We start from the raw sequence: 23,785 nt of genomic DNA, 5'->3' as shown, positions 1-23,785 counted from the left end.
TTACAAAGTCTGAATGATTCCCTGAATGATCAATGACAGGATCAGCACGCCGCCGCAGCGCATGGTGGTCATCGTTGACGCACCCATCAGCGGTAAATATGCCTCCGAACGGTTGCTGTCCTTCAGCCTTCCATAGACAAGATACAACGGAATGATCGTAAGCAGCGCAATCAGTGCGTAAGGCGGGAGCGCTCCGGCCAATACGCAGGCTATCAAGGAGAGGCAGGCCAGCAGCAGCAGAACTCGTGAGAAGTTCAGCGCTCTCTTTTCGCCCCATACCACGACCAGGGTCTTCTTCCCGGCCTGACGGTCTGCCTGCCAATGCAAAAAGTGATGGTTGAACAAAATCAACGTTGTCAGCAGCCCGATGGGCAGTGACAGCAGCAAGGCCCGAACATCCATATGTGAGGTTTGAACGTAGTATGCGCCCATCACCGGCAAAATACCAAAGGACAGCAAAATCGCAATTTCACTGTAGCCCTTGCCGCGATAACCGAATCGAATCGGCGGTGCGACGTAAAAGTAAGCGATCAACCCGCCGAGTCCGCCAAAGACGAAAGCCCACAAGCCGCTGATCAAGCTGAGGATGATGCCGCTCAGCGCCGCGATCCCGAACAGCGTCCAGGTGACGATCTCGAACTTACGGAGCGACCAGACCCCTTTGGTCAAAAACCCGGAGTTGGTGGAGATTGCATCTACATGCTCCTGCGCTTCTGTGTCCGTTCCGTTCTTATAGTCCCATAAATCGTTCACCATATTGGAGAACAAATGGGCAGCGCCGCTCCCGATCAAGGTCAATAAAAAAAGGCCTATATGAAATGTACCCGTCCATACGTAAGCCCCGAGCGCTCCCAAAGCGACCGGAATCAGCATGACGGGAATCACTTTGATTCGGGAAGCTTTTTTAAACTGTGTAAGGGCATCCACGTTTGATATGCTCCTTTCCCTTCTATGATACAGAATAGAACGCCTGCAAATCGCTTGCAGACGTTTAGCGTTGTGAAACAAAGCACTTGCATAGATAAGAATATCACAATTGTCGAACTTTGTAATCCGTTTGTTATAACTTGGTTTTGCAGCCATTAGACCGACGAACGTTCAATCAGCTCGAAAGCAAGCTCCTTCCGAATCGGCTCCTTCTGCTCCCCTTGAATATGTGCATAGAGTATCCTGAACGCCTCCGTACCCATATCAAACAGGCGGTTATCGATCGTAGTAAGGCCCAGCATTTTGCCGATCGGCTGGTTGTCGAATCCGATGACGGCCAGCTCTTGCGGGATGGACAACCCTCTTTTCTCCGCTTCATAGATTAACCCGGCGGCCACATGGTCACCCGTCACCAATATGGCGCTGGGACGTTCCTCCATGCCCGACAGCCGATCCATAATCGCTGCACCGTCCTCGAGATCAATACAACCGTCCAGGATCCATTCCTCGCGGTAAGGCTCTCCGATTTCTTGAAGCACTTCTTCATAGGCCGCTTGGCGCGCTCTCGTACTCGGACTGTCCAGTCTTCCTACGGTGAAGCCGATGCGGCGATGTCCCCGCCTTATCAAATAACGCATGGCACTGCGAAATGCCTCAGCATGGTTTATATATATAGAAGAAAATAAGCGTTCCCCTGCATCCTGACAGCATACAATCGGTCCGTAAGCGCAATAGGCTTCGATCTGTTTCGGCGTCACGGCCGACGATAGAATAATGATGCCGTCAATCTCGCGGTTGCGCAGCATCTCCAGCACTTCCACTTCCTTATCCGGCGCATACCCGGTTTGGCACAGGATGAGGCGATAGCTAGCGGCAAGCGCTTCTTGGCCGGCTCCTTCCATCAGCAAGGAGAAGTAGGCATGATTAATATACGGAAGCATGATGGCAATATTCATCGTTTTCCCTGTAATCAGATGGACCGCATTCATATTCCGGGCGTATTTCAGCTGCTTCATCGTTTCCAGCACGCGTGCCCGCTTCTCTTCTCTGACATAAGGGTGGTTATTCAGCACCCGGGATACAGTTGATACCGACACGCCTGCAAGCTTGGCTATCTCTTTAATATTGGCCACAATCGATATGCCCCCTTCATCCACTGGTTCATCCCCTGATACTATCATGATTGCTTCCTCTATTCAAAATTAAGCCTCCAGCAGTTGAGGTTTCTGCGTTCGTATTGCGCCATATCCATGACTTACTTTTTTTGGTACGATTGATGATATCATCCCTATGGAGGTCTCGGCATGTCGAAACTGTTCAAGACGCTTGGCGCTGTATGGTTCATCGGCGGTTTTATCGGAGGAGTCATCATTCATATCATCATGGAGGGCAATTGGCTGACAGGCATCGCTTGGCTTATTGGCGGCGCAATCTTGGGCGCCTTATTCTATACGGTGGGCGAAATTCATGAAATCGTGTGGGAGAATCATGCCCTGCTTCGGGAAGTGCTTCACCGTCTGCCTCCGGAACCAGGCGACAAAAAGCCGCCGCTTGGAAATTCCCGGGCCAATCTTAGCGCTTTGAAGGATTATAAAATGAACGCAAAAGATGAACAGCGATAAAAAATTTGATCTTGATCTGGTATGCTTTTCATACTTTACACTGTGATTGGGTGGAAACCTTCATTCATTGTCAGCGTGACCGGAAAGGGCGTGATGGCAAGGGCAAGGCTTCTGCCTTTTTGCCATGTTTTGCGAAACCTGCGACTTGTCCATTACGTTATCCTTCTCAAAAGGAGATGATGGATGATGGAGACGTTCGGCAGAGGCTGCCTGTACTTGATCATTGGCATGGTGGTATTGCTGCTGCTTGCCCTGCTATTGGGGACCACGATTACGATCCCATGGTTTATCTTCATTCCGCTTGTCGTTATTGCCTTTGCCGTGGCTGCATCCAAGAGCAAACGCAAGGATGATGATTGATCCGGGCAACAGGCAAGCCGCCGCCGGGCGCGAAAGAGGATGTCCATTTCATACGCCGTTTTCGATTCGCTTGCAGGCCTTGTCGCTTCAGTCCAACGGACAATAGAACACCAAGAAGACTCCCTGACGGGAGTCTTCTGCGTTCCTTAGGATCATAACCATGCTTTTTCCAGCTTACGGCTTCATTTCGAAATATTCTTGAATGCCTCTGTCTGCTGCTTGATGCCAACCTCGGTGGCAAAACGCTCGATGCTGGATGCTCCGAAGAATCCTTCCACCCCATGGGTTCTGGACAATACATACGCCGCGTCCTCAGGCTCCGCAATCGGACCGCCATGGCACAGAATCATAATGTCCGGGTTGACGGCCTTTCCGGCATCGCAGATCGCTTGAATCTTGTCCACGCAGTCGTCGAGCGTCAGCGCCGTTTTTGCGCCTATGGTGCCTTTCGTGGTAAGACCCATATGAGCAACCAGGACATCGGCTCCGGCTTCGGCCATCTTCTTCGCCTGATCGACGTCAAACACATACGGCGTGGTTACCAAATCCAGCTCATGCGCCTTCCGGATCATCTCGACCTCAAGATCATAGCCCATGCCCGTCTCTTCCAGATTCGCCCGGAATACGCCGTCAATCAAGCCCACCGTCGGAAAGTTCTGCACGCCCGCAAACCCTTGCTCCTTCAGCTGCTTCAGAAAAATATCCATGATCCGGAACGGGTCCGTGCCGCAAACTCCCGCCAACACCGGCGTATGCTTCACGACCGGCAGCACCTCATTCCCCATGTCCACCACGATCTGATTGGCATCCCCGTACGCCATCAGTCCAGCGAGAGATCCCCGCCCGGCCATCCGGTAACGGCCCGAGTTATAAATAATGATTAAGTCTACGCCGCCCGCTTCGGCGCTCTTGGCAGAAATCCCTGTCCCTGCTCCAGCTCCCAATAAAACCTTACCCGCTGCAACCTCTGATTTTAGTTTCGCTAATACTTCTGCTCTTGTTTGCATGGCCATGATATGTTCCTCCTTCAGTTTGAATGCTTGGCCCTGTGGCTTCCCCTTCTCATTGCCGCTTCATCAATTCCATCAGCTTATCGGCCGCGGCCACCGCAAAAGCTTGATCGTTAATATCGGTATTCATCTCGATCAGCTCAACGGTCTCACGGTCTATCCGTTGTCTTAACGTGTCGAACAGCATCTTATCCTCTTCCGTTCCATGGAATGCTTCGCCTTCCACATCGAGCATCGATACGCCTTTCAGCGGCAGCATCAACACCGTAGGACCTTGCGACGAATTCAGTTTATCCGCAAGGATCCCGCCAAGCTGCCGGTTCTCCTCCACCGTGGTCCGCATCAGCGTAACCGAAGGGTTATGCTTGTACAGGTTTCGTCCCCGGAATGCCTCCGGCACGGTATCATACGGACCGAAGTTGACCATATCGAGCGCCCCGGTCGATACGACCTGCGGCACCTTACAGCGTCCGGCTGCTTCCAGCCGATTCGGCCCTGCCGCCAAAACGCCGCCAACCAGCTCATCGCACCATTCCGTTGTCGTCAAATCCAATACACCGTCAATGAATCCGGCCTCAATGAGGCTTTCCATCGTTCGCCCGCCCGTGCCGGTTGCATGGAACACCAGCACTTCGTACCCATGCGATTCCAGATGCTCTCTGGCATAATCGATGCAGGGGGTCGTTACCCCGAACATCGTCGCTGCAATCAGCGGCTTTTTATCCATCGGCGCAGCCGATTCGAACTTAACCATGCCGGCTATCGCGTGTGCCGCGTTCGTGAATATTTTGGTGGAAAACGAGTTCAGGCCGGATACATCCACGATGGACGGAAACATGATAATGTCGCTTGTCCCTACATAAGGCGCCGTATTGCCGGAAGCGACGGTGGAGACCATCAATTTTGGTACGCCGATCGGCAATGCTCGCATGCCGGCGGTGACGATGGAAGTTCCCCCCGTACCGCCGAATGACAGCATGGCGTCGAATTTGCCCTCTGCATACAGCTTCGGCACGATTTGCTCCATCCCTTGAGCCAATACTGCAGTCCCTGCCGACCGGTCCTTCCGGGCCGCGATTTCGCGCAGATCCGCATCTGCCGCCCCTGCAACCTCGATATTGGTTACATCCGGCGTGAACATCGGCTCAAACACGCCGCTATGAATCGTAAACGTTTGTAACCCCAAGCTCTCGATCACCGATTTAACGTATAAAAACTCAGCACCCTTCGTATCAAACGTCCCCGCAATGGCTATGGTTTTCACCGTGAAGACCTCCCCATGTCTCTTCTCAGGATCGCTTGCCCCGTTCTGACTGACAGGTCCGGCATGTGATCCCTGTAAGACCATAATACAGCGCTTTCAAATAAAAAGGATCGTATCCATGTACGATCTTTATGTATATTTGTCTTTCATATGCTGACGATAGGCTTGGGGAGACATGCCTGCGTATTTTTTGAAGGTCTTGCTGAAATGAACATAGTCCGGGTAACCGACCAGCTCCGCTATTCTACCCAGGGACAGCTTGCTGTGCTTCATGATATCCTGCGCCTTGTGAATACGGTATTTGGCTATATATTCGGGAAAGCTACACCCCACTTCCCTGTTAAAAAGCGCGCTAAGATGCGTTCTTGAAACGTGGATCCGTTCGGCCAGCTCCGTCATTGAAATCGGGTTTGCATAATGCTCGGCTACGTATTCTTTCACAAAGGCAACATAATCCATCGGTTCATCCAGCTGCGTCAGCTTGTCCATCAGCTGCCGGTCCTGCTCCAGATGGCCCGTTGCCTTAAAACGATGCGTCGCCTCCACGATGGCTTCTTCCGTCGGCGTTCGCTCAAAGCTCGAGCCGCCCACGTACCCCATGGCGGACGTGTTGTCGTACATGTACTGGACATCGATGGGCGTATGGACCGGACCGCCATATACGAGCTTGATCGGCTGCTTGCCCGAGTCGTCACAGACGGCAAAAATTTCTCTGGCGATTTCGGCGCCCTTCTCCAGCGACCATGCTTTCGAGGTCCCCATCATCCCGCCTGCCGTAACGCCCAGATGGGCGCAGATGATATCCGCTCCCGCATCCAGCATCCATGTCGTCTGCTCCGGATTGAATACGAAGGCCATCGTAAACATATCGCGCTCATGGGCAATCCGGATGGCTTCCACCTCCTGCAGATACGTGATGCCTTCTTCCTCCAAGGCTTCACGGAACAGTCCGTCAATCATTCCCACCGTCGGGTAGTTGATGATGCCGGCAAAACCGCTTCCGCGAATGGCATCCAAGTATCCCGGCAGCTGAACGGTTGGATCCGTTCCGCATAAACCGAATATCACCGGTGCGTCGCGGACCACGGAAAGAATTTCGCGCGAGCCGAAATCCATCACCATTTCATTGCAGTTCGCATAGGGCATGAAGCCAGCCAAGGAGCCCAGCCCCATCTGCCGAAAACGGCCCGAATTCAAGGCTAGTATCAGATCGGCGCCGCCTTTGACCGCATATTTTGCCGATATTCCTGCTCCTGCCGCTACCCCGATCAATCGCTCCTGGGTCTGTATCCCCCTATGTAATCGATCCAATACCTGTTCTCTGGTCGTTATCAAAGTTATTGGTCCCCTTATCTTCAATCTGACCGTCATATCTCATCGTTTCCTTATATCGCTATACCTATTATAAATGAAAATCAATAGAGGCGATTCGTGTAGCTGTCCTGCATTCCCCGGGCAACGGATTCCTCCGTCACGTGAGCTTGATTCACATGATCCGCGATGATCTTGGACGGATTCGGCATCTGTTCGCTGGGTATCCAGGAATCGGGATCCCATGCTTGCGAACGCATGAAAGCTTTTGCACAGTGCATATAGCATTCCTCGACCGATACCGCAATGCCAAGCCATGGGCGTTTGCCTTGTACGCTAAGCCGATCCAGGATTTCTTCGTCCCTTACCAAGACGGCGCTGCCGTTGATTCGCAAGGTCTCCTTCAAACCCGGTATGACAAACACGATCCCGACTCTCGGGTTGGACAGGATATTCCGCAGCGAATCAAACCGTCGATTGCCCGGACGCTCCGGAATGACCAAGCAGGACTCCTCGATCACATGCACGAATCCCGCCGCATCTCCCCGGGGCGAAACGTCGCAGGCTCCGGATGCGTCGGAAGTAGCCATAAACAACAAGGGGCTCTTCGAAATAAAGTCTTTGCAATGATGGTCCAATCGATGAATGGTTTTATGTTTGACCACGTGATTGCAATCGCCGAACAAGTTTCGAAGCTCCTCCTCCGATGAAACGACCGATTGAAACGGAATTTTTGACATCACAACCACCCTCCTATTACTACATCTTATACCTTTCTTATATCCGATACTACGCAATGATCGCCTTGCTTCCTTTCCACAGTATGAAAAAAAGCTCCTCACAAGTTCAAGGAACCTTATGAGAAGCCTTCCCTCATTCTTATAAGAAGACAAGCAGCAAAATGCCGACAACAAAGCAATAATAAGCGAAATATTTCAGATTCCCGCGCGCCATGATATTCATGAACCATTTCATCGCAAAATAGGTGCAGATGAGCGTCGCGATAAATGCGATCAAATAGGGAATGAACAGCGGAGCAAAATCGGGATCCGATGCCATATCCGACACGCCTAGCACCATGCCGCCGAGGCTTATCGGAATGTACAGCATAAAGGAAAACCGCAGGGCCGTCTCCTGCTTCATCCCCACGGCGATCGACGTAATGACGGTCGAGCCGGATCGGCTGATCCCCGGAATCAGCGCCACCGCCTGTGCCAAGCCTACGATAAGCGCGTCCTTGAACGACAAGTCATTATCCAGCTTGCGGCCGCGAAGGTTCCGAATCAGCCAAAGGGCCACTCCCGTAAATAGCAGCGCGACGCCTACCGTGCGAACCGAAGCGAATATTTCCTCAATCTGGTCTTTGAACAACAGTCCGATGATGACAGCCGGAATCGTACCCACAATAATATACAGAATGAACATGAAGTCGGATTTAAACTCCGGTCGTCGTGTCCGAACATAACTTAGGCCGTTCACAATCAATCTCTGCAAATCCTTGCGAAAGATGAACACGATCGCAATCAATGAGGCCGTATTGGTCAGTATTTCGAACGACAGCCCGTTCTGCTCCATGCCCATCAGCCTTTGGGCGACAATCAAATGACCGCTGGAGGATACCGGAATCGGCTCCGTAACCCCCTGCACAATTCCCAGCAGCAGATACTTCAACCACAAGATGAAATCTTCCATTACTCTCCTACTTTCTTTGCAACATGGCTATAGCTTATAAAAATACTAGTCTATCATATCTCATAAAAACAGGAAGAATCAAACCACGAGCAGAGTCATCGTTGGCTGCATGGAGCTGCCGGAAAGACGATAACCTCCCGTTGTTCCATTGCGCAAAAAAGATATGTAAACAAGAGAAGCCCCTCTAACCACGGAATTAGAGGGGCTCCTAATCTATTGTTAAGAGGTGATTCCATCATAAGATGCGTAGCTTAATGGAACCTTAAAGCTTCATTAGGGGGACATAAAAAGTTGGGGATGATGGGTTCACCTCTGACGTCCGATATCAAACGGTTATATCAACTTAAATCATGGTTCTTTTATCCCATAATCATCGGTATTTCTACAAATTTCTCGGAATTTATCATGAATCATAGAAATATATACCTAGTTCTGATAGACTATTCTATAATCTTCCTATTCTTGATAAAAGCTTGCGTACCAGATTACTAGCAACTAGCGGAATTCTTCCGTCGAGCAAATACCCTAGCCGATAGGGACAACAGAAAAGAGCCTAGTCATGAAGCACCCAACAAAATTATCCGTACTATTTCTTTTACTTGTCATCCTGACTGCGTGCAGTCCTCAGAAAGACACAACCGAACAACCTTCATCCGTCCCTGCACCGGCAGACGAGGAAGTGGCGAAAAACACGGCTGCTGTAAGTGCAGAGGATACAGGAAACATGGAAACCCAACCCTATACGGGCGAGAACTTCTCCTTTTCATATCCTTCTACATGGAAGGATGCACAGCTTAACATGCCTCAAATCGTTGCTGCATTTGTCGATTCGAATCCCAAGGGCAATTTTGCCGATAATCTAAATTTGATAGTCGAGGAATCATCGGCAACTCCCGAGGAAGCAGCTAACTCCTCAATCCATGCTTTATCCAATGGAGCTGGCGGAGAGGTGATACAAAACTTTAAAAAATTGAATTACATCGACGTTCCCGAGAAAGCAGCCGGGATCCTGGAGAGCGAATACACCCAAGGAGAGTTAAACGCACAAGTGGTATTGACTCAATATTTTGTTTCGAACGGCAATGAGCTTTACACTCTTTCGATTTCCTATTCCAAAACAGCTTACGATAACGGGGGTAAAGCGGTTGTCCAAAATATAATGGATTCATTCGAAATCGTTAAAATTAGCGAAGAGGCTGCACTCTCGGATACTAATGATGGCAGTAGTGCCGAGGAATTGACAGAACAAAACCTATTCGCTGAAATCATGGCTTATATTATCCCAATAGAAATTGAAGACGGAGCACTTGACGAGCTAACCTACAACTACTTCGTCGAGCACTATGAGTTATTTCCAGCGCTTACGCCTGAAGCTCAAAAGAGAGCAAAGGCTGAAGTCGATCCCAACATCACGTCACGTCACCTCAACAAAAATCTGAGCCCCTATTTGGACCAGATGTTCGAGGTCAGTGGATACGTAGTTGATATCATCGAAGAGGAACTCGACGAGGGCGTTACCGTTACCGAAATTCACATCGTCGATGATAACGATAACTCCATTATCGGTTTTTATGCCCACTCTACCGGCGATATTTTGCAAGATGATTATGTAACGATGAGGGGAGTTCCGGCAACCTATTATTCATTCGAAAATATTAGCGGCGGAACTACCAATTCCATTCTTATAGGAGTTTCGACCATCGAAAAGACCCCATAGTTGAAAATGCCCCTTTTAGGATAGCGCCTTTTTCAGCTCAGTCATGCCAGAATAGAGAAAAGCACCTTTAAGGTGCTTTTTCTCTATTCTTTATATATGACCAAAATATCATACGTTCCGTCTGCCGATGAAAGCTTAATATCCTTCACATCGTCAGGATGAATGTTATACAGGAATTCATTCACCTGATCCTGCAAATCGTCCAGATTGGAATCGCTAAAGAGCTCGACCTTCAATGTTTTTAGCATATAAGCACCCCCTAATTTCAAACTTCGACATAAAACGGGAGTTCCCTGCTGGAATCGAGTAAACGACACGTTTCATCTATACCTTACACTGGCCTTTTATCTGTTTTCCACACGCACTGCTAAATAACACCCCAAATTATGGTATATTGGTGGAGTTGTTGTTCGATTTTCAGAAATGATTATTAGAAATGTTATGGTGGTGGACGCATTATGCCAGTTAAACATAAACGAATCATCAGGCTTGCTGCCAAACTGATATTACTTTCGGCCGTTCTCTTCTACGCCTTCATCTATATGATGGAACGCCCTGGCGGATTAACGGATCGTCGCATGTCGCGAGCGCTGGGGCAGGACAGTATCCTTCATATCCCGCTCGGGAAGACTCCGGATACCGCGGTTGAACAGTTTAGAGGCCCATCCTCCATGCATGTCATTCACCGTGAACCCGTGAGCGGAGGCACTCTTTTATTTATGAAACGACCTTACCAAGCGGGAAGCCATAATCTGCAAGTAGAATATGTACGAAAAACTCGGATCGGTTGGAAATGGGCTTGGGGCGGCGGATATGGAATCGGCGAATCTTCACAATCCATATCAGCGTTAAATTACATGGGCATGCCTGAATTAGACCATCTCTCTACCCCATTTCCCATGGTGTTCGGGGATATTCTGGATCCCTCGATCAAAAAAGTAAGCGTCAAAATCAAAGGCAAAGGTAGTTATAACGCTAAGCTGACTGCTGTGGAAGCCGGAAAAATGATCTGGTTCGTATTTCTGCCGTCGCCCGCTTCCACACCTTTTGATATCGAAGGTTGGGATGGTGAGGGGAATCTCATCGCCCGCAAAACAATAACCGATCCGCGCGACAGCGGCTCGGTCCATTTCGAAATGGATCGACATTAATCCGGTGAAATAGCGGATAAAAGGATAAATTAGCACAGTCTCACTACTCGGAAGGCAGAAGTACACTCGTTTGGTAAAGAATCGTTAAAGATTATTTGGGGCAATATAATTTTGGTACCTGCCCATGCATTTCAGACGAACAGAGAAAGGAGGTCCTTAACATGAAGAAAATCTGCATGTCTTTTCTCGCGGCTATGAGCATTGCTTGCATGTTGGTTGTCCCTGTTTCCGCCGAAAACAACAACAGGAATGCAAACGACATGAATACAAACAACGTTAACGCTAGAAGTTATAACACCAACGCAGCCACCAATGATAACGATACAGACTGGGGTTGGCTTGGATTAATTGGTCTTGCCGGTCTTGCCGGGTTAAGACGCCGTACCCCGGAGCGCCATTAATTTTTGCGATAAGCTTAGGGAACAGAAGTAAAATCCTGCTCACATAAGAGCAGGATTTTTTCTTTTCAGGTACCCTTTAATTTGTAACTTTAAATCTCCATTCTTCATGTCTTACTTCACTTTACCGGAACTTCCATTTTGTTACTCCGTATGAATCCTCAAGGTGTTGATTTCAATGTTATGGATGTTATTTGGCGTCGTTATCATTCTAAATTGCCGTTATACCTTCATGAATCCGGATTCGGATTGGATACGATGGAACAAAAGGTTGCCGGAAGACTACGAGCAGGACGATCATGATTTGTTAAAAACCCAGGTCGGTGCGGCAATAGGCGGATTTATTGGCGGCGTATTGGTCTTAATCGGGTTAGCGACGCTTGTTCGACCTGGCGGTACCCCTATGTCATGGGGGGCACTTTTCGGGTTTGCTGTGATCCTCATAGGTATAGGGCTCCTTGCCAGAAGGTATCCGACATTCGGCTGGAGCAGGGATGAAGGCTGGCAAGTCAAAGGAGATTCGGAACGAAGCGATACTTACATGGATTTAGTAAAATTCGGCGGATTGGTTTCCATATGCCTCGGATCCGCTTTTTTTGTACTTGGCCTAATCATCTTATTGGTTTGACATGTGGACTGAGGAGAAATCATGTGGTCACTAACAAGAAGGCTCCCACTCGGCAGCCCTCTTATAAAGCTGTATTCATAATTTATAAAAACAAAAAGGTACAGTGGGCGAAACTATTATTTACCCTTGTTCATCACCTGTGTTCCCGCTATAACGATGAGCATGTGGGATCCTGCCATCTACGGTGGTATAACCTTCAAAATAATGATAGTGCCCGCCGCCTGCCAATGGAATGGCGGGCCCGGTTGTTCCTCTAATCATGTGCTTGTGCTGGTCATTAAATGATGTTTGGGCATGGTAATTATGGACGTGCGGCACGCCGCTTGGAGCTGGTTCAGTTATACCCACGTAATGATGGAAATGTCCAACGTCAAAAGAGGTATCTCCTTGAAAGGGATGGACATGTACATTAACCGGTCTTCCATCCCAAGATGTTAGAAATAGTTGGTGGGAATGACTGGGATCAGAGTTATCGGAATGAACAACAAAGCCCGTTATTTGTATTTCCATCCAATAGTGCCTCCCTTATATTAATGCATGATTTCTTTCTTGTTTACCTTCATGCCAGATAATGACCGATCGAACATGTCTAGGATAAATAAGAATCGTTCAGCTTCACGAAAAACATGATCTGCTAATAAAGGATGAATGATGCTTTTGATTCGGCACTCTTCAATTAAGTCGCGCGCAGTTTTCTTAAAATCGCGCAATGATTTGACTGAAACGCAGTTTTCATCAACAAATTGACTTAGTAATGGATGGGTTTGCGATTCTGGACGCATGGAACTTAGATCAATGGCTTGAAACATCAACGTATCAAAGTCTTGGCTAAACTCCCTTGCTTGTTCCACTAATTTTCGCTCCGATGGATCAAGCAGATGACCTATAAATTTTGCATGGTCAGCCATGATTTTTAGGAAAAAGACATTTTCATCGATAATCGCATCAGGTAATGGTTCAAGTCTCCCGTTATTGAGTTCCTCTAACCGATTTCTAAAGTAATTTGCTTCTCGGCTAACATGATCTACAAGCAACGGGAAATTTGTCCCCCCAGGGAGTTGGCACCTAATTATAAGTCCAAGTACCTTCCTCTTAAATGCCCAAATGTGTGCAGCGGCATTGTGAACTTCTGAATTAAACTGTCGAATCGTTTGTGGATCAGTATCTGCTTGATATGCATGTGATCTTCTTTCAATATCCTCAAAGATGGCATGAAATTGATTAGCCTCATTGATTAACTGCGTATCTTCACATCTAAATCCTAATCGAAGAAAAAAGGAATGTTCTTTCATAATGCGTGACCAAAAACGTATTTCGTCTAATGACCTGACTACAAAAGGATCCGACAACCCTACCCCACCTTTCGGCACACGAAATAAGACAACCATTTATTGTGGCTCGGTACAATGTATATGGGGATAGCATGTTTCAATATGCTATGTTAGAAAATTATGTAGAAAAAACAATTAGGCGTTAAAACGTATAGGATATTCCTAGTTGGCTTAATAGTATGGGCTGTTAGCCTTGCAGCTACATTTCTAGGCGTAATGGAAATTGCAACTGCCGCGTGTTCAATGCATTGTAGTAAATTTTACCTACCTCTGATATACTGACATTATTACTATTGTCATGGGTGCGTGATCAATCAGATGTGGAATAAAGAACTAAAAATAGCCATTCGAGAGAAGCAAAGCGTAACCGTATACCTTACCAATGGCGAAGTATTGCAAGGCATACCGGATTCTTGTACAGATCGCTTAAAGATGCGGAGTGTTTATGGGCCAGTCTGGGTGCCATTAGATGAAGTAAGGCATGTGAGTCGATTAATACGGCTAAACATAAAAAAAGAACCTACTGGCATTAGCTAGTAGGCTTTTTTGCTATCTAAAAATGAAATGTACCTGGGTACCGTCCGGGTATCCCTCCAAATAGTTACCTACCCAGCTGCCAGCTCCTCGATTGTCGGATGGATCTATGTATTCGACACTTGCGCCGTCTCCTCCTTCGGCACACATGGCCATCGGCCACTCATCCCGATCATACCCTTTTTTCGTAGGGATTCCCTTTAGTGAAGAACTCCTGTTATCCTCTGCACCAGTTCGAGCAATGGTACAAACATCGGAATGGCCGGATTCAATGGCCTTTTTTATGTGATCCGCCGTCTCAGGATATTTATCCGCTGGAAACTCTAATTCGACAACGGTACCCCGTATTGGTGGGTATACATCACCGTCATCTAACTCCGGAAAATAATTAAGGACCAACCAAACCAATAACAAAGATAAGACCACTGTTCCAAATTTCAAGAATAACTTTTTCATACAAATTGCTCCCCCATTCAAACAAAAAAATCCCTGCCAGCATAGGCCAGCAGGAATTTTCTTACCGATGCCTTCAGTTTACTTTTTTAGTATAAGCAAGTTGGCATATATTTGTAAATCACGAAGAGGAGAGCCTCAGAGCCTGTCAAGAGTGGAGTGAGATATACATATGAAGTAAAGATGTTCTTGGATTGAGGCAGATCCTCCTAACCTAACCGTTGAGAGATATTTTAATACTTATATGGATCGCCCAATTTATTTAGGTCAAGTGTCACTATTCACCTGTACAGATAATATGCACTATCTCATGATGAAAGGGAGAAGGCCAAAATGAATCAACAAAGCCATAGCATTCAAGGTAATCAACAAAGGGAACCACAGCCTTATCATTACGGCGAGCATGACCATCACCCACATTTTCATCCATATAGTCACCCGTCAGGACATCATATGCTCCATCATCATCACCACTTTCACCACCACTACCAAATGAGGAGAGACGAAGATTAATCATAGAATAAGATAACAATAAGGCGAGAAGAGTTACGCCCTCATGCTGCCGAGCGTGTCATTCTCGCCTTTATCTATGGGGGTAGCCCCACACATATTAGTATGCTCCGTGATTTTATAATAAAAGGCTCCCTCTCGGGAGCCTTTTAAATAGCGGTATTATAAGGCTTTTAAGCCCGTTTTACATCATGCCGCCCATTCCACCCATGCCGCCCATGTCAGGCATAGCTGGTTTTTCTGGTTCTGGCTTGTCAGCGATAACCGCTTCGGTTGTCAGGAACATGGCCGCAACGGATGCAGCGTTTTGAAGAGCGGAACGCGTTACTTTGGCAGGGTCAACGATACCTGCTTCGAACATGTTCACCCAAGTATCGGTAGCCGCGTTGTAGCCGATGCCGATCTCTTCTTTTTTCAGACGCTCTACGATGACGGAACCTTCTTGGCCAGCGTTAGCTGCAATCGTGCGGATCGGCTCTTCCAGAGCGCGCAGAACGATGTTCACGCCTGTTTTCTCGTCGCCTTCAACTTGAACTGCAGCAACAGCGTTGTATACGTTAACGAGCGCTGTACCACCACCGGATACCATACCTTCTTCAACCGCAGCGCGAGTTGCGTTCAGGGCATCTTCGATGCGCAGTTTGCGTTCTTTCAATTCCGTCTCAGTAGCCGCACCGACTTTGATAACCGCTACGCCGCCAGCCAATTTAGCCAGACGCTCTTGCAGTTTCTCTTTGTCGAAATCGGAAGTCGTTTCTTCCAATTGGTTGCGGATTTGCTTCACGCGAGCATCGATATCTTCCTTGTTGCCAGCGCCATCCACGATGATCGTGTTCTCTTTGGTTACGCGCACTTGACGAGCGGTACCCAATTGATCGATGGAAGCCGTTTTCAGGTCGAGGCCGAGCTCTTCCGTAATCACTTGACCGCCAGTCAATGCAGCGATATCTTGCAGCATGGCTTTGCGACGGTCGCCGAAGCCAGGAGCTTTAACAGCAACAGCGTTGAACGTTCCGCGCAGTTTGTTCACGATCAGCATCGCTTGCGCTTCGCCTTCGATGTCTTCCGCGATCAGTACGAGCGGTTTGCCTTGCTGTACGATTTTTTCAAGGATCGGCAGGATCTCTTGCGTGTTGGTTACTTTTTTATCGGTGATCAGGATGTATGGATTCTCAAGAACGGCTTCCATTTTATCCGTATCGGTGATCATGTATGGAGAGATGTAGCCGCGGTCGAATTGCATACCTTCTACTACTTCAAGCTCCGTCAAGAAGCCGCGGGATTCTTCAACGGTGATAACGCCGTCTTTACCCACTTTGTCCATTGCTTCTGCAATCAGTTGACCTACTTCTTCGTCAGCTGCGGATACGGAAGCGACTTGAGCGATCTCCTGATGGTTTTTCACTTCTTTCGCGATATTCGCAAGCTCGGTTACGGCTGCTTTAACCGCTTTGTCGATACCCTTGCGGATGATCATTGGGTTTGCGCCAGCTGTAACGTTCTTCAGACCTTCACGGATCATGGCTTGTGCCAGAACCGTTGCCGTTGTTGTACCGTCACCGGCAACATCGTTGGTTTTGGTAGCTACTTCTTTAACGAGCTGAGCACCCATGTTCTCGAATGCATCTTCCAGCTCGATTTCTTTAGCGATGGTTACGCCGTCATTCGTGATGAGCGGGCTTCCGAATTTTTTCTCAAGAACCACGTTACGGCCTTTCGGTCCGAGCGTTACTTTAACTGCATTTGCCAAAGCATCTACACCGCGAAGCATGGAGCGACGGGCGTCTTCACTGAACTTAATGTCTTTTGCCATGGTATTACATACCTCCCTAGTGGATTATGGAATGGTAAAACAGGATATATTCAGGCTTTCATTAGCCTAAGATCGCGTGGATGTCGCTTTCTTTCATAATCAAATATTCTTTACCTTCGTATTTGATTTCTGTTCCAGCGTATTTGGAGAAAATAACGCGGTCGCCTTCTTTAACTTCCAAAGGTACACGTGCGCCGTCTTTCAGGGAGCCGCTGCCTACAGCAATAACTTTACCTTCTTGCGGCTTTTCTTTAGCAGAGTCAGGAAGTACAATCCCGAATGCCGTAGTTTCTTCTTGTTCGATCGGTTCTACCAATACGCGTTCACCTAAAGGTCTGATCATGAAAAAATAGCCTCCTTTAAATATGTTGTGATGCTTTTTTCAAAGCTTTATGTATTAGCACTCGACAACCCTCAGTGCTAACAACCAATTTTATGATACTCAAGTTGTCTTAAAATTTCAAGTCCTTTGCATGAATTTTTGATCATTTTTTTGCAATCCGGACTTAGGGAGAGGTTGTCCCTAAACCCCCTTCACCATTGTATCCATGACCAGCCAAAATATGCCTGAGGCTTTAGGAACACTACACGAATGGAACCATAGATCTAGTCATCATTCAGCAGAACAAAACAGCCCGAAGCATGCCCTTCCGCAGAAAGGTTTCATCTTTCATAAAACTGCGGATTCGTTGATGTGAGCTGAATAATTGCCAAATTGGCCTATAACTGCCGTCCGCCGGTTCCCCATGCTTCAACCAGCGCGTTCCGAAACAAATCATCCAGTATTTGATCCAGATCCATGTCTTGATGTTTCTGATTCTTGGCCAGCTGCTCATATTCGTTCAATTTCTCTTCAATGAATGCGTTAATGATAGGAAGCTTCGGTTCAATATTCATCTCTTCACCCGAACGTTTGCGAAGAAGCAATTGATCAATCTCCTGTTTCAGCGCACTTCCTTGATCTAATAAGCGATCCGTAAGCAGCTCGAATTCCATGGGAGGCATCTCGTTGTAGGTTTGAATCCAGTCGCATGCCAGGATCGGACGCAGTACATAGAAATATTTTTTGATCTTAACGTCTCCCCCTTGCAAATACATCCGGTAATTGCCTTTGGCCATGTTCAGGTAGTGGTGCATGCAAGATTTAGGCGAGAAGGCAAGCGGAGATATGCTTCGGATTTGCTGGGCGATGCCAAGCGTCTCCTTATACTTGATGGGGGACTCCAGCCATTCAAGCAGGGGCGGATTCGACTTGCGAAAAAGCCCCAATGCTTTTTTCAAATCCCAACCGCTCATATCCAGCCTGTCGTTGATTGGCCGTTCAATCACATCCCGCTTGTCGAAGATCGATAAATACCACTCCACGGGTCTGATATAGATAAACCTTACGTCGTAATCGCTGTCCGTCGACGGGAAACCCCAGGCCCTGCTGCCTGATTCGCAGGCATACAGGATTAGGACCCCTTCCTCCCGCTCTATCCGCTCAAGTTCTTGTTGAATCGTCGATTTCATTTCCTGCGTTATATTCATATCCGGAATCTCTCCTTCTGTAGTTGCCGTGTAAATTTCCGATATCCTTATTGTCTTCCATGCGTTCCTATTTCAACAGGGCAAAAGTATGGCGATAACAAATTGATATTACAATATCCTTCCTTTATGCGGTCCCCTATCCTTGCTACAATAGTTACAGACTGGATCGCGTACAATCTAATATATGATTTGAAGGAGGGCGCCATGGCTCGGGAAAGCTTCGATAAAGAAATCCAATTTCTTCGTATTCTGGCGCTGGCCGGCGGCGCATACAACCGGCAACAACTGGCTGATCGCCTTGGCATTTCAGTACATACCTATGACAAAACGCTCCGAAATTTAAAAAATAAAATCGAATCGCTTCAGCCGCAGCTCTCCGAAGAACAAAGTCTTACCCTCTCCGAAGGTCTGCGCTATTCATACTATGAAACCGCTGATCCGCTCCTGCTGCTGCTGTTCCGCGGCAAATCGCTCAAAGCATCGGAAAGCTTGAGGCTATCCATGATCCTCACCCAGCTGCAGCATCAGCAGTTAACCGCGAAGGAACTCATCGAACGCTGCGGCGATCAATTCCCGGACGGAGAAACACTGCCCGATGAGAAGACGATACGCGGGGATCTCAAATACCTGGAAGAAGTCGGAGTCATCGTGAGGACAGGCGCAGAACGGCCGTACCGTTACAGGGGCGCCCGTGACCTCATCGATTCGTTGTCGGATGACGAGCTTCTTGATCTCTACGATTATGTGGACGTCATGTCGAACACGCAGCTCCCCTCTGTTCAGGGGTATATGCTTCGAGACAATTTAAAGAGGGCCCTGCGTAATCGTGACATCGCCGCACACTCGGACCCGGCCTATATTTATAAGTATCATTACCATTCACGCATATTGGATGAGGCGCATCTGCACACCATTTTTCAGGCGATCACCAAAAGGGCGAGGCTCCGTTTCCTGTATTTATCGCCAAAAAGCTCTTCACGCTATGCTTCCCGAAACACGAATCCGCTGTTCCATAGGGAATCCAAAGGGCTTCGGGAAACGGTGCTGCCGCTGCGCGTGATCTATGACCATCAATACGGCCGTTGGTACCTGATCGGTCATAACGGCAGACAGGGCCTCATGAAGTTTCGCATGGAAGGATTGACTCAAATCGAAGAAGGCGAAGTGGTTGAAGAAGAAGTATTCCAACAGCGACTCATGGAAACGCTGGCCGAATTCGAGCACAGCTGGGTTACCGATACCCGTAATCCCACCAAGGTCGTGGCCAGATTCTTTAACCCGGAGGGCAGCAAAGTGAATTTCGTGCTGAACCGGGTCAAGGCGCAAGGGCAATGGGGGACCGTTACCATGGAATCCGAGAGCTCGTTCTTATACGAAATTGAAGTGAACGGCACCAGCGAAATTAAGCCTTGGCTCCGCAGCTTCGGCTCCAGCTGCGAGGTGCTCCAGCCACGCTCCCTTCGGCAGGAGTTCATTAAGGAATGGAAGGAGATTGCCGCTTATTATGAGCCAGAATCCATTCGAGAAGATATTTAACTACCAGATCATAACAAGGCTTGAGGAAACCGACTCGATTGCCATTACCGCTCAGGAACGGGGATGGCTGAAAATGATGCTGGTGCACCCCGAGGCGGCAAACGCCTTTACGCCCGGCACCTTGGACCGGCTCAAGGAGCTCCTCCACATGGAGCATAGCGGTGCCGAGATGAAAGGGATCATTCTGGAGAAAGCCAAGGGACAGGAACGAAGCGTTTACCATCCGCATCTTCGAACCTTGCGCAGAATGATCATGCAGGATCAGGGCTTTCGCCTAAGCTACCGCACGAAGCATGGAGAAGCGCGCAGCAATCAGTCCGGTTTCCCGTACAAACTGGAGTACTCCATGATCAAACGGGAATGGATGCTCATCTGGTACAGCAAAAGCCGAAGAGGACTCATGTACACGAAACTCGATCATATTTTATATATACAAGGGACTTCGCTCCCCTCCTTCCGGATCGATCGCATAAAGGAACGGCTGCAGAAGCTGATGGAAAAACAGAAAAAGCAAGCGATCATTGAGATCCACCGGCGGTACAACGGGGAATTGTCGCGGATCCTTTACGCCTTTTCCTGCTTTGACAAAACGGTGCATTATGATGAAGCTTCCGATACCTACCGCATTCAGGTCTGCTATTTGGAGGATGAGTGCGAATTTCTGCTCTCGCGCATTCGCTTTCTCGGCCTGAGGGTGAAAGTCGTGGAAGGAAGCACGCTGCAGGCCCGAATGCAAGAAACCGCTGCGCTGGCTCTGGCGAGATATGCGCAAGATGAAGGTTAGGACGCCGCCATGACATGATTCCCATAAAGAAGACTGAGGCAATGATGAACACTAATTTCTAATCCATCATTCATTGGACAAAAAAACAACCCGCAAACCATACTCCCGAGGAGTGAAGTTTGCGGGTTATTTTTATTCTTAAAGGATCTCTTGTTTTGCAAAAAACAATACGGTCAGTCCTCTTCGTCTGCCCTTACGTAGCGGCTGTCCCGTTCCATGTCCGCCTCTAATTGCTTGCGATAGATCACGGAAGACAGAAACACGCTGAATTCGTATAGAAGCAGCAGCGGAATCGTGACCAGGAAATCCGATATAAAGTCCGGCGGCGTGATGACGACCGCGATAAAGACCAGCGCGAAATACGCGACCTTGCGCATCTTGCGAAGCCGCAGCGGATTCAGAATGCGAATTCTCGTCAAGAACATCACCACAAGCGGAAGCTCAAACAGCAAGGCAAGCGGCAATACGAGATTGAACATAAAATTCAAGTAATTGGTAATGCCGTAGGTTTCCTGAAGCCCCATGCCCTGCGTGATCGCCGTGGTAAACGACAGCGTCATCGGAAATACGATGTAATAACCAAACGTGATCCCGACGATGAACAGAACAAACGCATACGGCACGTAACGTATGGCCGCTTTCTGTTCTTCTTTTCGCAGCCCCGGCTTAACGAACGCCCAGAGCTGATAGAAGATCAGCGGAACGGAAATGACGAGCGAGAAAATGGCGGCGATTTTCATGTAGATTCCGATGCCATCCCAAAAAGAGAAGGCATGCAGCTCAAAGTTCTTGGCTTCTTCGGCCGCCGTCAAATAATGATAGATCGGGTCCGCAACGAAAAGCCCCCCGACCAGTCCTGCTACGAATACCACGAGCACGATTATAATTCGTTTGCGAAGCTCGCCCAAATGCTCCACAAGCGCCATATCTTTCACTTGCTCCGACAAGTTAACCACCACCCTGTATGTGACCCTGACAAAACAAAATCCCTCCCGAAGGAAGGGACTTCAAACCTTGCTTTAATTCTATTCCGGAAGACGCTTGTCTTCAATCTTGGCTGGCTCAGCGGCAACGGCTTGCTGGGGAGCCTCTTCTTTCTTCTTCGCCGGTGCTTCGTCAGCGATAATCTCCCGCGCACCGTCCTTAAACTCACGGAATGTTCTTCCGACCGCACGTCCCAGTTCAGGAAGTTTGTTCGGTCCGAACAAGAGCAGCGCCAAAATAACGAGCAAAATAATGCCCGGCACTCCAATTGTACTCATATCTGTTCTCCTCCTCGTCCTGCTTAATGCCTTCAAAAGGACTTCAGGATGACATTAATCCATCATGCCTTGCAGCTGCAACAGGTTTTTAACTAAAGAAAATCATCCGACTCCAGCAGTGAAACAAGCTCATATACCGCCATCATACCATAATGTAAATCACATATACAGTCCAGAAACGTGACAGTTTATTTACATAATTATCTAATAAGGTACTCGTTAGAGCTGCTCGCGATACTGGCCCGTTACCATCAACAGTGCCTCCGGAAGCTGATCCATGACCGCGGCCAGATTCTCGTGCACGCCTTTGGGAGAGCCCGGGAGATTGACAATCAAGGTACGGCCGCGGACGCCGCATACGCCACGAAACAGCATCGCGCTCCGATTCTTCTGCATAACGGTAGTACGCATCGCTTCCGCAATGCCGGGCACTTCGCGTTCGATGACCCGCTTGGTCGCCTCGGGCGTAACATCCCGCACCGCCAGCTCCGTACCGCCTGTCGTGAGGACAAGGTCCACTTGATAATAATCCGTAAGCTCGATCAATGCCGCGATAATTTCGTCTTGCTCGTCCGGTACGATCCGGTATTCGATGATTTCACCGCTCAGCTCTTCCTCCACCAATTCCCGGATCACTTGAGCGCTCGTATCCTCGCGTTCCCCCCGCGAGCCTTTATCGCTCGCCGTCAGGATCGCCGTTTTCCACACCATCTGCCCTCTCTCCTTCCCACTCGTCCGAATCTCCTGTATCTATGCTATGTCGTTTTTTGTATGTAATCCCCGCTCTTGCCGCCGGTTTTGCTTACCAGCAGGGTCGGGCCGATGATCATGTCTTTCTGCAGGGCCTTGCACATGTCATAGACCGTAAGCGCAGCGGCTGAAGCAGCTGTCAAAGCTTCCATTTCAACACCGGTTTTGCCTGTGGTTTTCACGGTCGTTTCTATATATAACTCGTCTTTGGCGTTATCGCTGAACGCCACGTTCACGCCGGTCAACGGCAGCGGATGACACATCGGAATCCAGTTCGACGTGTTCTTGGCCGCCATAATGGCCGCAACCTGTGCCACGGCAAGCACATCTCCCTTGCCGATCTTCCCCTCCTGGATGCGGGCCAGCGTATCCGGATGCATACGGACCGTTGTCTTCGCTACCGCTGTCCGGGCGGTTACATCCTTATCACTGACATCCACCATTCGTGCTCTGCCTTGGTCATTAAAATGACTCAGTTCCATCTCTTATCCCTCCGCTGCAGGTCTGGTCTTCACGTTATGCCCCTGTTCCGTAACCAAACCGTCCAATACCCTATCATGTTCTTCCATAGGAACTTGTTCCAAGACCTGAACCTCGTAACCGATCCCCACCCACAAGGGCTTCTTGATCCGACGAGCGTTGGCTTGTGCTCCCTGGTTAAGCCTGTCCGACAGCCGGTCATAATAACCGCCTCCGTATCCAAGCCTTCCGCCCATTCTGTCAAACGCAAGCCCGGGGACCCAGACGATATCCGGTCCCGGATGATTCCATTTTTGCGACCGCAACGGATCAGGCTCCGAAATGCCGTAAGCGCCGGAAACCAGCTCGTCCCATGCCTGAAGCTTATACAATTCCATCGAACGGTCTTGGGTCAAGCTCCGTGGAACGATAACCTGGATCCCCTGCTTCCATGCCCATTCGATAAGAGGCCGGGAATCCAGCTCGGAGCGAAAGGGAACATAAATCATCATGCTCTGAAGATGGAGACGGTCCATGACCTCCGCAGCAAACGCGCAGGCTTGCTTCGACCGCTTGGCCCGCTCTTCCTCTGATAACTCGTCCCTTCGCAATGCCATCGTTTTGCGCAGGGCGGCTTTTGCGGATGCCCGCTTCAAATCTTCCTCAGGGTTCACACGTGATCTTTCCTCTCACGCTTATAATTAAGTTTAGTTTACCACTGTTCCTTCCTTTAGCCAAGAATG

General features: G+C 48.7%; 28 protein-coding genes. 8 read left to right on the top strand and 20 right to left on the bottom strand.

Going from position 1 to position 23,785, the window contains the following annotated elements:
• A complete protein-coding gene (locus RB298_RS24825; protein WP_486049038.1) occupies nucleotides 1–927 on the bottom strand; it encodes a UbiA family prenyltransferase in 927 nt (308 codons plus the stop codon).
• Between the two features lie 155 nt (nucleotides 928–1,082).
• Nucleotides 1,083–2,060, bottom strand: coding sequence for a LacI family DNA-binding transcriptional regulator (locus RB298_RS24820; RefSeq protein WP_096776708.1), 978 nt, complete (start codon nucleotides 2,058–2,060; stop codon nucleotides 1,083–1,085).
• Nucleotides 2,061–2,231: 171 nt separating this feature from the next.
• On the opposite strand from RB298_RS24820, the gene RB298_RS24815 reads away from it, so the two are divergent.
• On the top strand, nucleotides 2,232–2,549 hold the full coding sequence (locus RB298_RS24815; protein WP_009593992.1) for a hypothetical protein: 318 nt from the start codon (nucleotides 2,232–2,234) through the stop codon (nucleotides 2,547–2,549).
• A gap of 183 nt (nucleotides 2,550–2,732) precedes the next feature.
• On the top strand, nucleotides 2,733–2,909 hold the full coding sequence (locus tag RB298_RS24810) for a hypothetical protein (RefSeq protein WP_009593964.1): 177 nt from the start codon (nucleotides 2,733–2,735) through the stop codon (nucleotides 2,907–2,909).
• Between the two features lie 182 nt (nucleotides 2,910–3,091).
• On the opposite strand, the gene RB298_RS24805 is transcribed toward RB298_RS24810, so the two are convergent.
• From RB298_RS24805 to RB298_RS24785, 5 genes are all read right to left on the bottom strand, one after another.
• Complete coding sequence (locus tag RB298_RS24805) at nucleotides 3,092–3,922, bottom strand: phosphoenolpyruvate hydrolase family protein (RefSeq protein ID WP_096776523.1); 831 nt, start codon at nucleotides 3,920–3,922, stop codon at nucleotides 3,092–3,094.
• A 49-nt stretch (nucleotides 3,923–3,971) separates the two neighbouring features.
• Complete coding sequence (locus tag RB298_RS24800; RefSeq protein WP_277746905.1) at nucleotides 3,972–5,183, bottom strand: Tm-1-like ATP-binding domain-containing protein; 1,212 nt, start codon at nucleotides 5,181–5,183, stop codon at nucleotides 3,972–3,974.
• Nucleotides 5,184–5,312: 129 nt separating this feature from the next.
• On the bottom strand, nucleotides 5,313–6,518 hold the full coding sequence (locus RB298_RS24795; RefSeq protein WP_277746906.1) for a phosphoenolpyruvate hydrolase family protein: 1,206 nt from the start codon (nucleotides 6,516–6,518) through the stop codon (nucleotides 5,313–5,315).
• 80 nt (nucleotides 6,519–6,598) lie between these two features.
• A complete protein-coding gene (locus tag RB298_RS24790; protein WP_096776526.1) occupies nucleotides 6,599–7,234 on the bottom strand; it encodes a pyridoxamine 5'-phosphate oxidase family protein in 636 nt (211 codons plus the stop codon).
• A 139-nt stretch (nucleotides 7,235–7,373) separates the two neighbouring features.
• Nucleotides 7,374–8,186 carry an undecaprenyl-diphosphate phosphatase gene (locus RB298_RS24785; RefSeq protein WP_015737273.1) on the bottom strand — a complete coding sequence of 271 codons (813 nt, stop codon included), beginning with the start codon at nucleotides 8,184–8,186 and terminating at the stop codon, nucleotides 7,374–7,376.
• A 559-nt stretch (nucleotides 8,187–8,745) separates the two neighbouring features.
• Between RB298_RS24785 and RB298_RS24780 the strand changes: the two genes are divergently transcribed.
• Complete coding sequence (locus RB298_RS24780) at nucleotides 8,746–9,903, top strand: hypothetical protein (protein ID WP_486049035.1); 1,158 nt, start codon at nucleotides 8,746–8,748, stop codon at nucleotides 9,901–9,903.
• 83 nt (nucleotides 9,904–9,986) lie between these two features.
• Here RB298_RS24780 and RB298_RS24775 read toward each other — a convergent pair whose 3' ends face one another.
• Nucleotides 9,987–10,151: a sporulation protein Cse60 gene (locus tag RB298_RS24775; protein WP_009593971.1), complete on the bottom strand. Its 165-nt coding sequence runs from the start codon at nucleotides 10,149–10,151 to the stop codon at nucleotides 9,987–9,989.
• Between the two features lie 210 nt (nucleotides 10,152–10,361).
• Here RB298_RS24775 and RB298_RS24770 point away from each other — a divergent pair, with 210 nt between their 5' ends.
• The 3 genes from RB298_RS24770 (at nucleotide 10,362) to RB298_RS24760 (ending at nucleotide 12,080) form a co-directional block, all read left to right on the top strand.
• A complete protein-coding gene (locus RB298_RS24770) occupies nucleotides 10,362–11,054 on the top strand; it encodes a hypothetical protein (RefSeq protein WP_277746908.1) in 693 nt (230 codons plus the stop codon).
• Between the two features lie 161 nt (nucleotides 11,055–11,215).
• Entirely contained in the window at nucleotides 11,216–11,455 is a 240-nt protein-coding gene (locus tag RB298_RS24765; RefSeq protein WP_015737275.1) for a WGxxGxxG family protein, read from the top strand.
• A 175-nt stretch (nucleotides 11,456–11,630) separates the two neighbouring features.
• The gene (locus RB298_RS24760; RefSeq protein ID WP_096776528.1) at nucleotides 11,631–12,080 is read left to right on the top strand and encodes a DUF6199 family natural product biosynthesis protein; all 450 of its coding nucleotides are present in this window, start codon (nucleotides 11,631–11,633) and stop codon (nucleotides 12,078–12,080) included.
• A gap of 120 nt (nucleotides 12,081–12,200) precedes the next feature.
• Here the strand turns inward: RB298_RS24760 and RB298_RS24755 are convergent, their stop codons facing one another.
• The 7 genes from RB298_RS24755 to RB298_RS24725 form a co-directional block, all read right to left on the bottom strand.
• A complete protein-coding gene (locus tag RB298_RS24755) occupies nucleotides 12,201–12,590 on the bottom strand; it encodes a YmaF family protein (RefSeq protein ID WP_096776529.1) in 390 nt (129 codons plus the stop codon).
• Nucleotides 12,591–12,610: 20 nt separating this feature from the next.
• Nucleotides 12,611–13,468: a DUF2935 domain-containing protein gene (locus RB298_RS24750; protein WP_486049032.1), complete on the bottom strand. Its 858-nt coding sequence runs from the start codon at nucleotides 13,466–13,468 to the stop codon at nucleotides 12,611–12,613.
• A gap of 492 nt (nucleotides 13,469–13,960) precedes the next feature.
• The gene (locus tag RB298_RS24745) at nucleotides 13,961–14,401 is read right to left on the bottom strand and encodes a NucA/NucB deoxyribonuclease domain-containing protein (RefSeq protein WP_096776531.1); all 441 of its coding nucleotides are present in this window, start codon (nucleotides 14,399–14,401) and stop codon (nucleotides 13,961–13,963) included.
• A gap of 274 nt (nucleotides 14,402–14,675) precedes the next feature.
• Nucleotides 14,676–14,915, bottom strand: coding sequence for a hypothetical protein (locus RB298_RS24740; RefSeq protein WP_176502527.1), 240 nt, complete (start codon nucleotides 14,913–14,915; stop codon nucleotides 14,676–14,678).
• A gap of 177 nt (nucleotides 14,916–15,092) precedes the next feature.
• Nucleotides 15,093–16,721 carry a chaperonin GroEL gene (groL, locus tag RB298_RS24735; RefSeq protein ID WP_009593977.1) on the bottom strand — a complete coding sequence of 543 codons (1,629 nt, stop codon included), beginning with the start codon at nucleotides 16,719–16,721 and terminating at the stop codon, nucleotides 15,093–15,095.
• A 61-nt stretch (nucleotides 16,722–16,782) separates the two neighbouring features.
• Nucleotides 16,783–17,064, bottom strand: a complete 282-nt coding sequence (groES, locus tag RB298_RS24730) for a co-chaperone GroES (protein WP_006212454.1) — start codon at nucleotides 17,062–17,064, stop codon at nucleotides 16,783–16,785.
• 377 nt (nucleotides 17,065–17,441) lie between these two features.
• Nucleotides 17,442–18,251 (bottom strand): nucleotidyltransferase domain-containing protein, encoded by an 810-nt coding sequence (locus RB298_RS24725; protein ID WP_486049028.1) that lies wholly within the window; start codon nucleotides 18,249–18,251, stop codon nucleotides 17,442–17,444.
• A gap of 204 nt (nucleotides 18,252–18,455) precedes the next feature.
• Between RB298_RS24725 and RB298_RS24720 the strand changes: the two genes are divergently transcribed.
• Entirely contained in the window at nucleotides 18,456–19,787 is a 1,332-nt protein-coding gene (locus RB298_RS24720) for a helix-turn-helix transcriptional regulator (protein ID WP_096776533.1), read from the top strand.
• Nucleotides 19,756–20,571 carry a WYL domain-containing protein gene (locus RB298_RS24715; RefSeq protein ID WP_192570669.1) on the top strand — a complete coding sequence of 272 codons (816 nt, stop codon included), beginning with the start codon at nucleotides 19,756–19,758 and terminating at the stop codon, nucleotides 20,569–20,571. Before RB298_RS24720 ends, RB298_RS24715 begins: the two co-directional genes overlap by 32 nt.
• A gap of 173 nt (nucleotides 20,572–20,744) precedes the next feature.
• Here the strand turns inward: RB298_RS24715 and tatC are convergent, their stop codons facing one another.
• The 5 genes from tatC to RB298_RS24690 all read right to left on the bottom strand — a co-directional run bounded on the left by tatC (nucleotide 20,745) and on the right by RB298_RS24690 (nucleotide 23,716).
• On the bottom strand, nucleotides 20,745–21,518 hold the full coding sequence (tatC, locus tag RB298_RS24710; protein ID WP_015737287.1) for a twin-arginine translocase subunit TatC: 774 nt from the start codon (nucleotides 21,516–21,518) through the stop codon (nucleotides 20,745–20,747).
• 78 nt (nucleotides 21,519–21,596) lie between these two features.
• Nucleotides 21,597–21,833: a twin-arginine translocase TatA/TatE family subunit gene (locus tag RB298_RS24705; protein WP_096776535.1), complete on the bottom strand. Its 237-nt coding sequence runs from the start codon at nucleotides 21,831–21,833 to the stop codon at nucleotides 21,597–21,599.
• Between the two features lie 219 nt (nucleotides 21,834–22,052).
• A complete protein-coding gene (locus tag RB298_RS24700; protein WP_486049025.1) occupies nucleotides 22,053–22,544 on the bottom strand; it encodes a MogA/MoaB family molybdenum cofactor biosynthesis protein in 492 nt (163 codons plus the stop codon).
• A 44-nt stretch (nucleotides 22,545–22,588) separates the two neighbouring features.
• Nucleotides 22,589–23,065, bottom strand: coding sequence for a cyclic pyranopterin monophosphate synthase MoaC (gene moaC, locus RB298_RS24695; RefSeq protein WP_096776536.1), 477 nt, complete (start codon nucleotides 23,063–23,065; stop codon nucleotides 22,589–22,591).
• A 3-nt stretch (nucleotides 23,066–23,068) separates the two neighbouring features.
• Nucleotides 23,069–23,716, bottom strand: a complete 648-nt coding sequence (locus RB298_RS24690) for a 5-formyltetrahydrofolate cyclo-ligase (protein WP_096776537.1) — start codon at nucleotides 23,714–23,716, stop codon at nucleotides 23,069–23,071.
• Between the last annotated feature and the right edge of the window lie 69 nt (nucleotides 23,717–23,785).

Origin of the sequence: Priestia sp. BR_2 (genome assembly GCF_041954005.1) — a bacterium.
Lineage (GTDB): Bacteria > Bacillota > Bacilli > Paenibacillales > Paenibacillaceae > Paenibacillus_AQ > Paenibacillus_AQ lautus_A.
The sequence above is the reverse complement of the archived record's forward strand: the minus strand, read 5'-3'. Positions and strand labels throughout refer to the sequence as shown.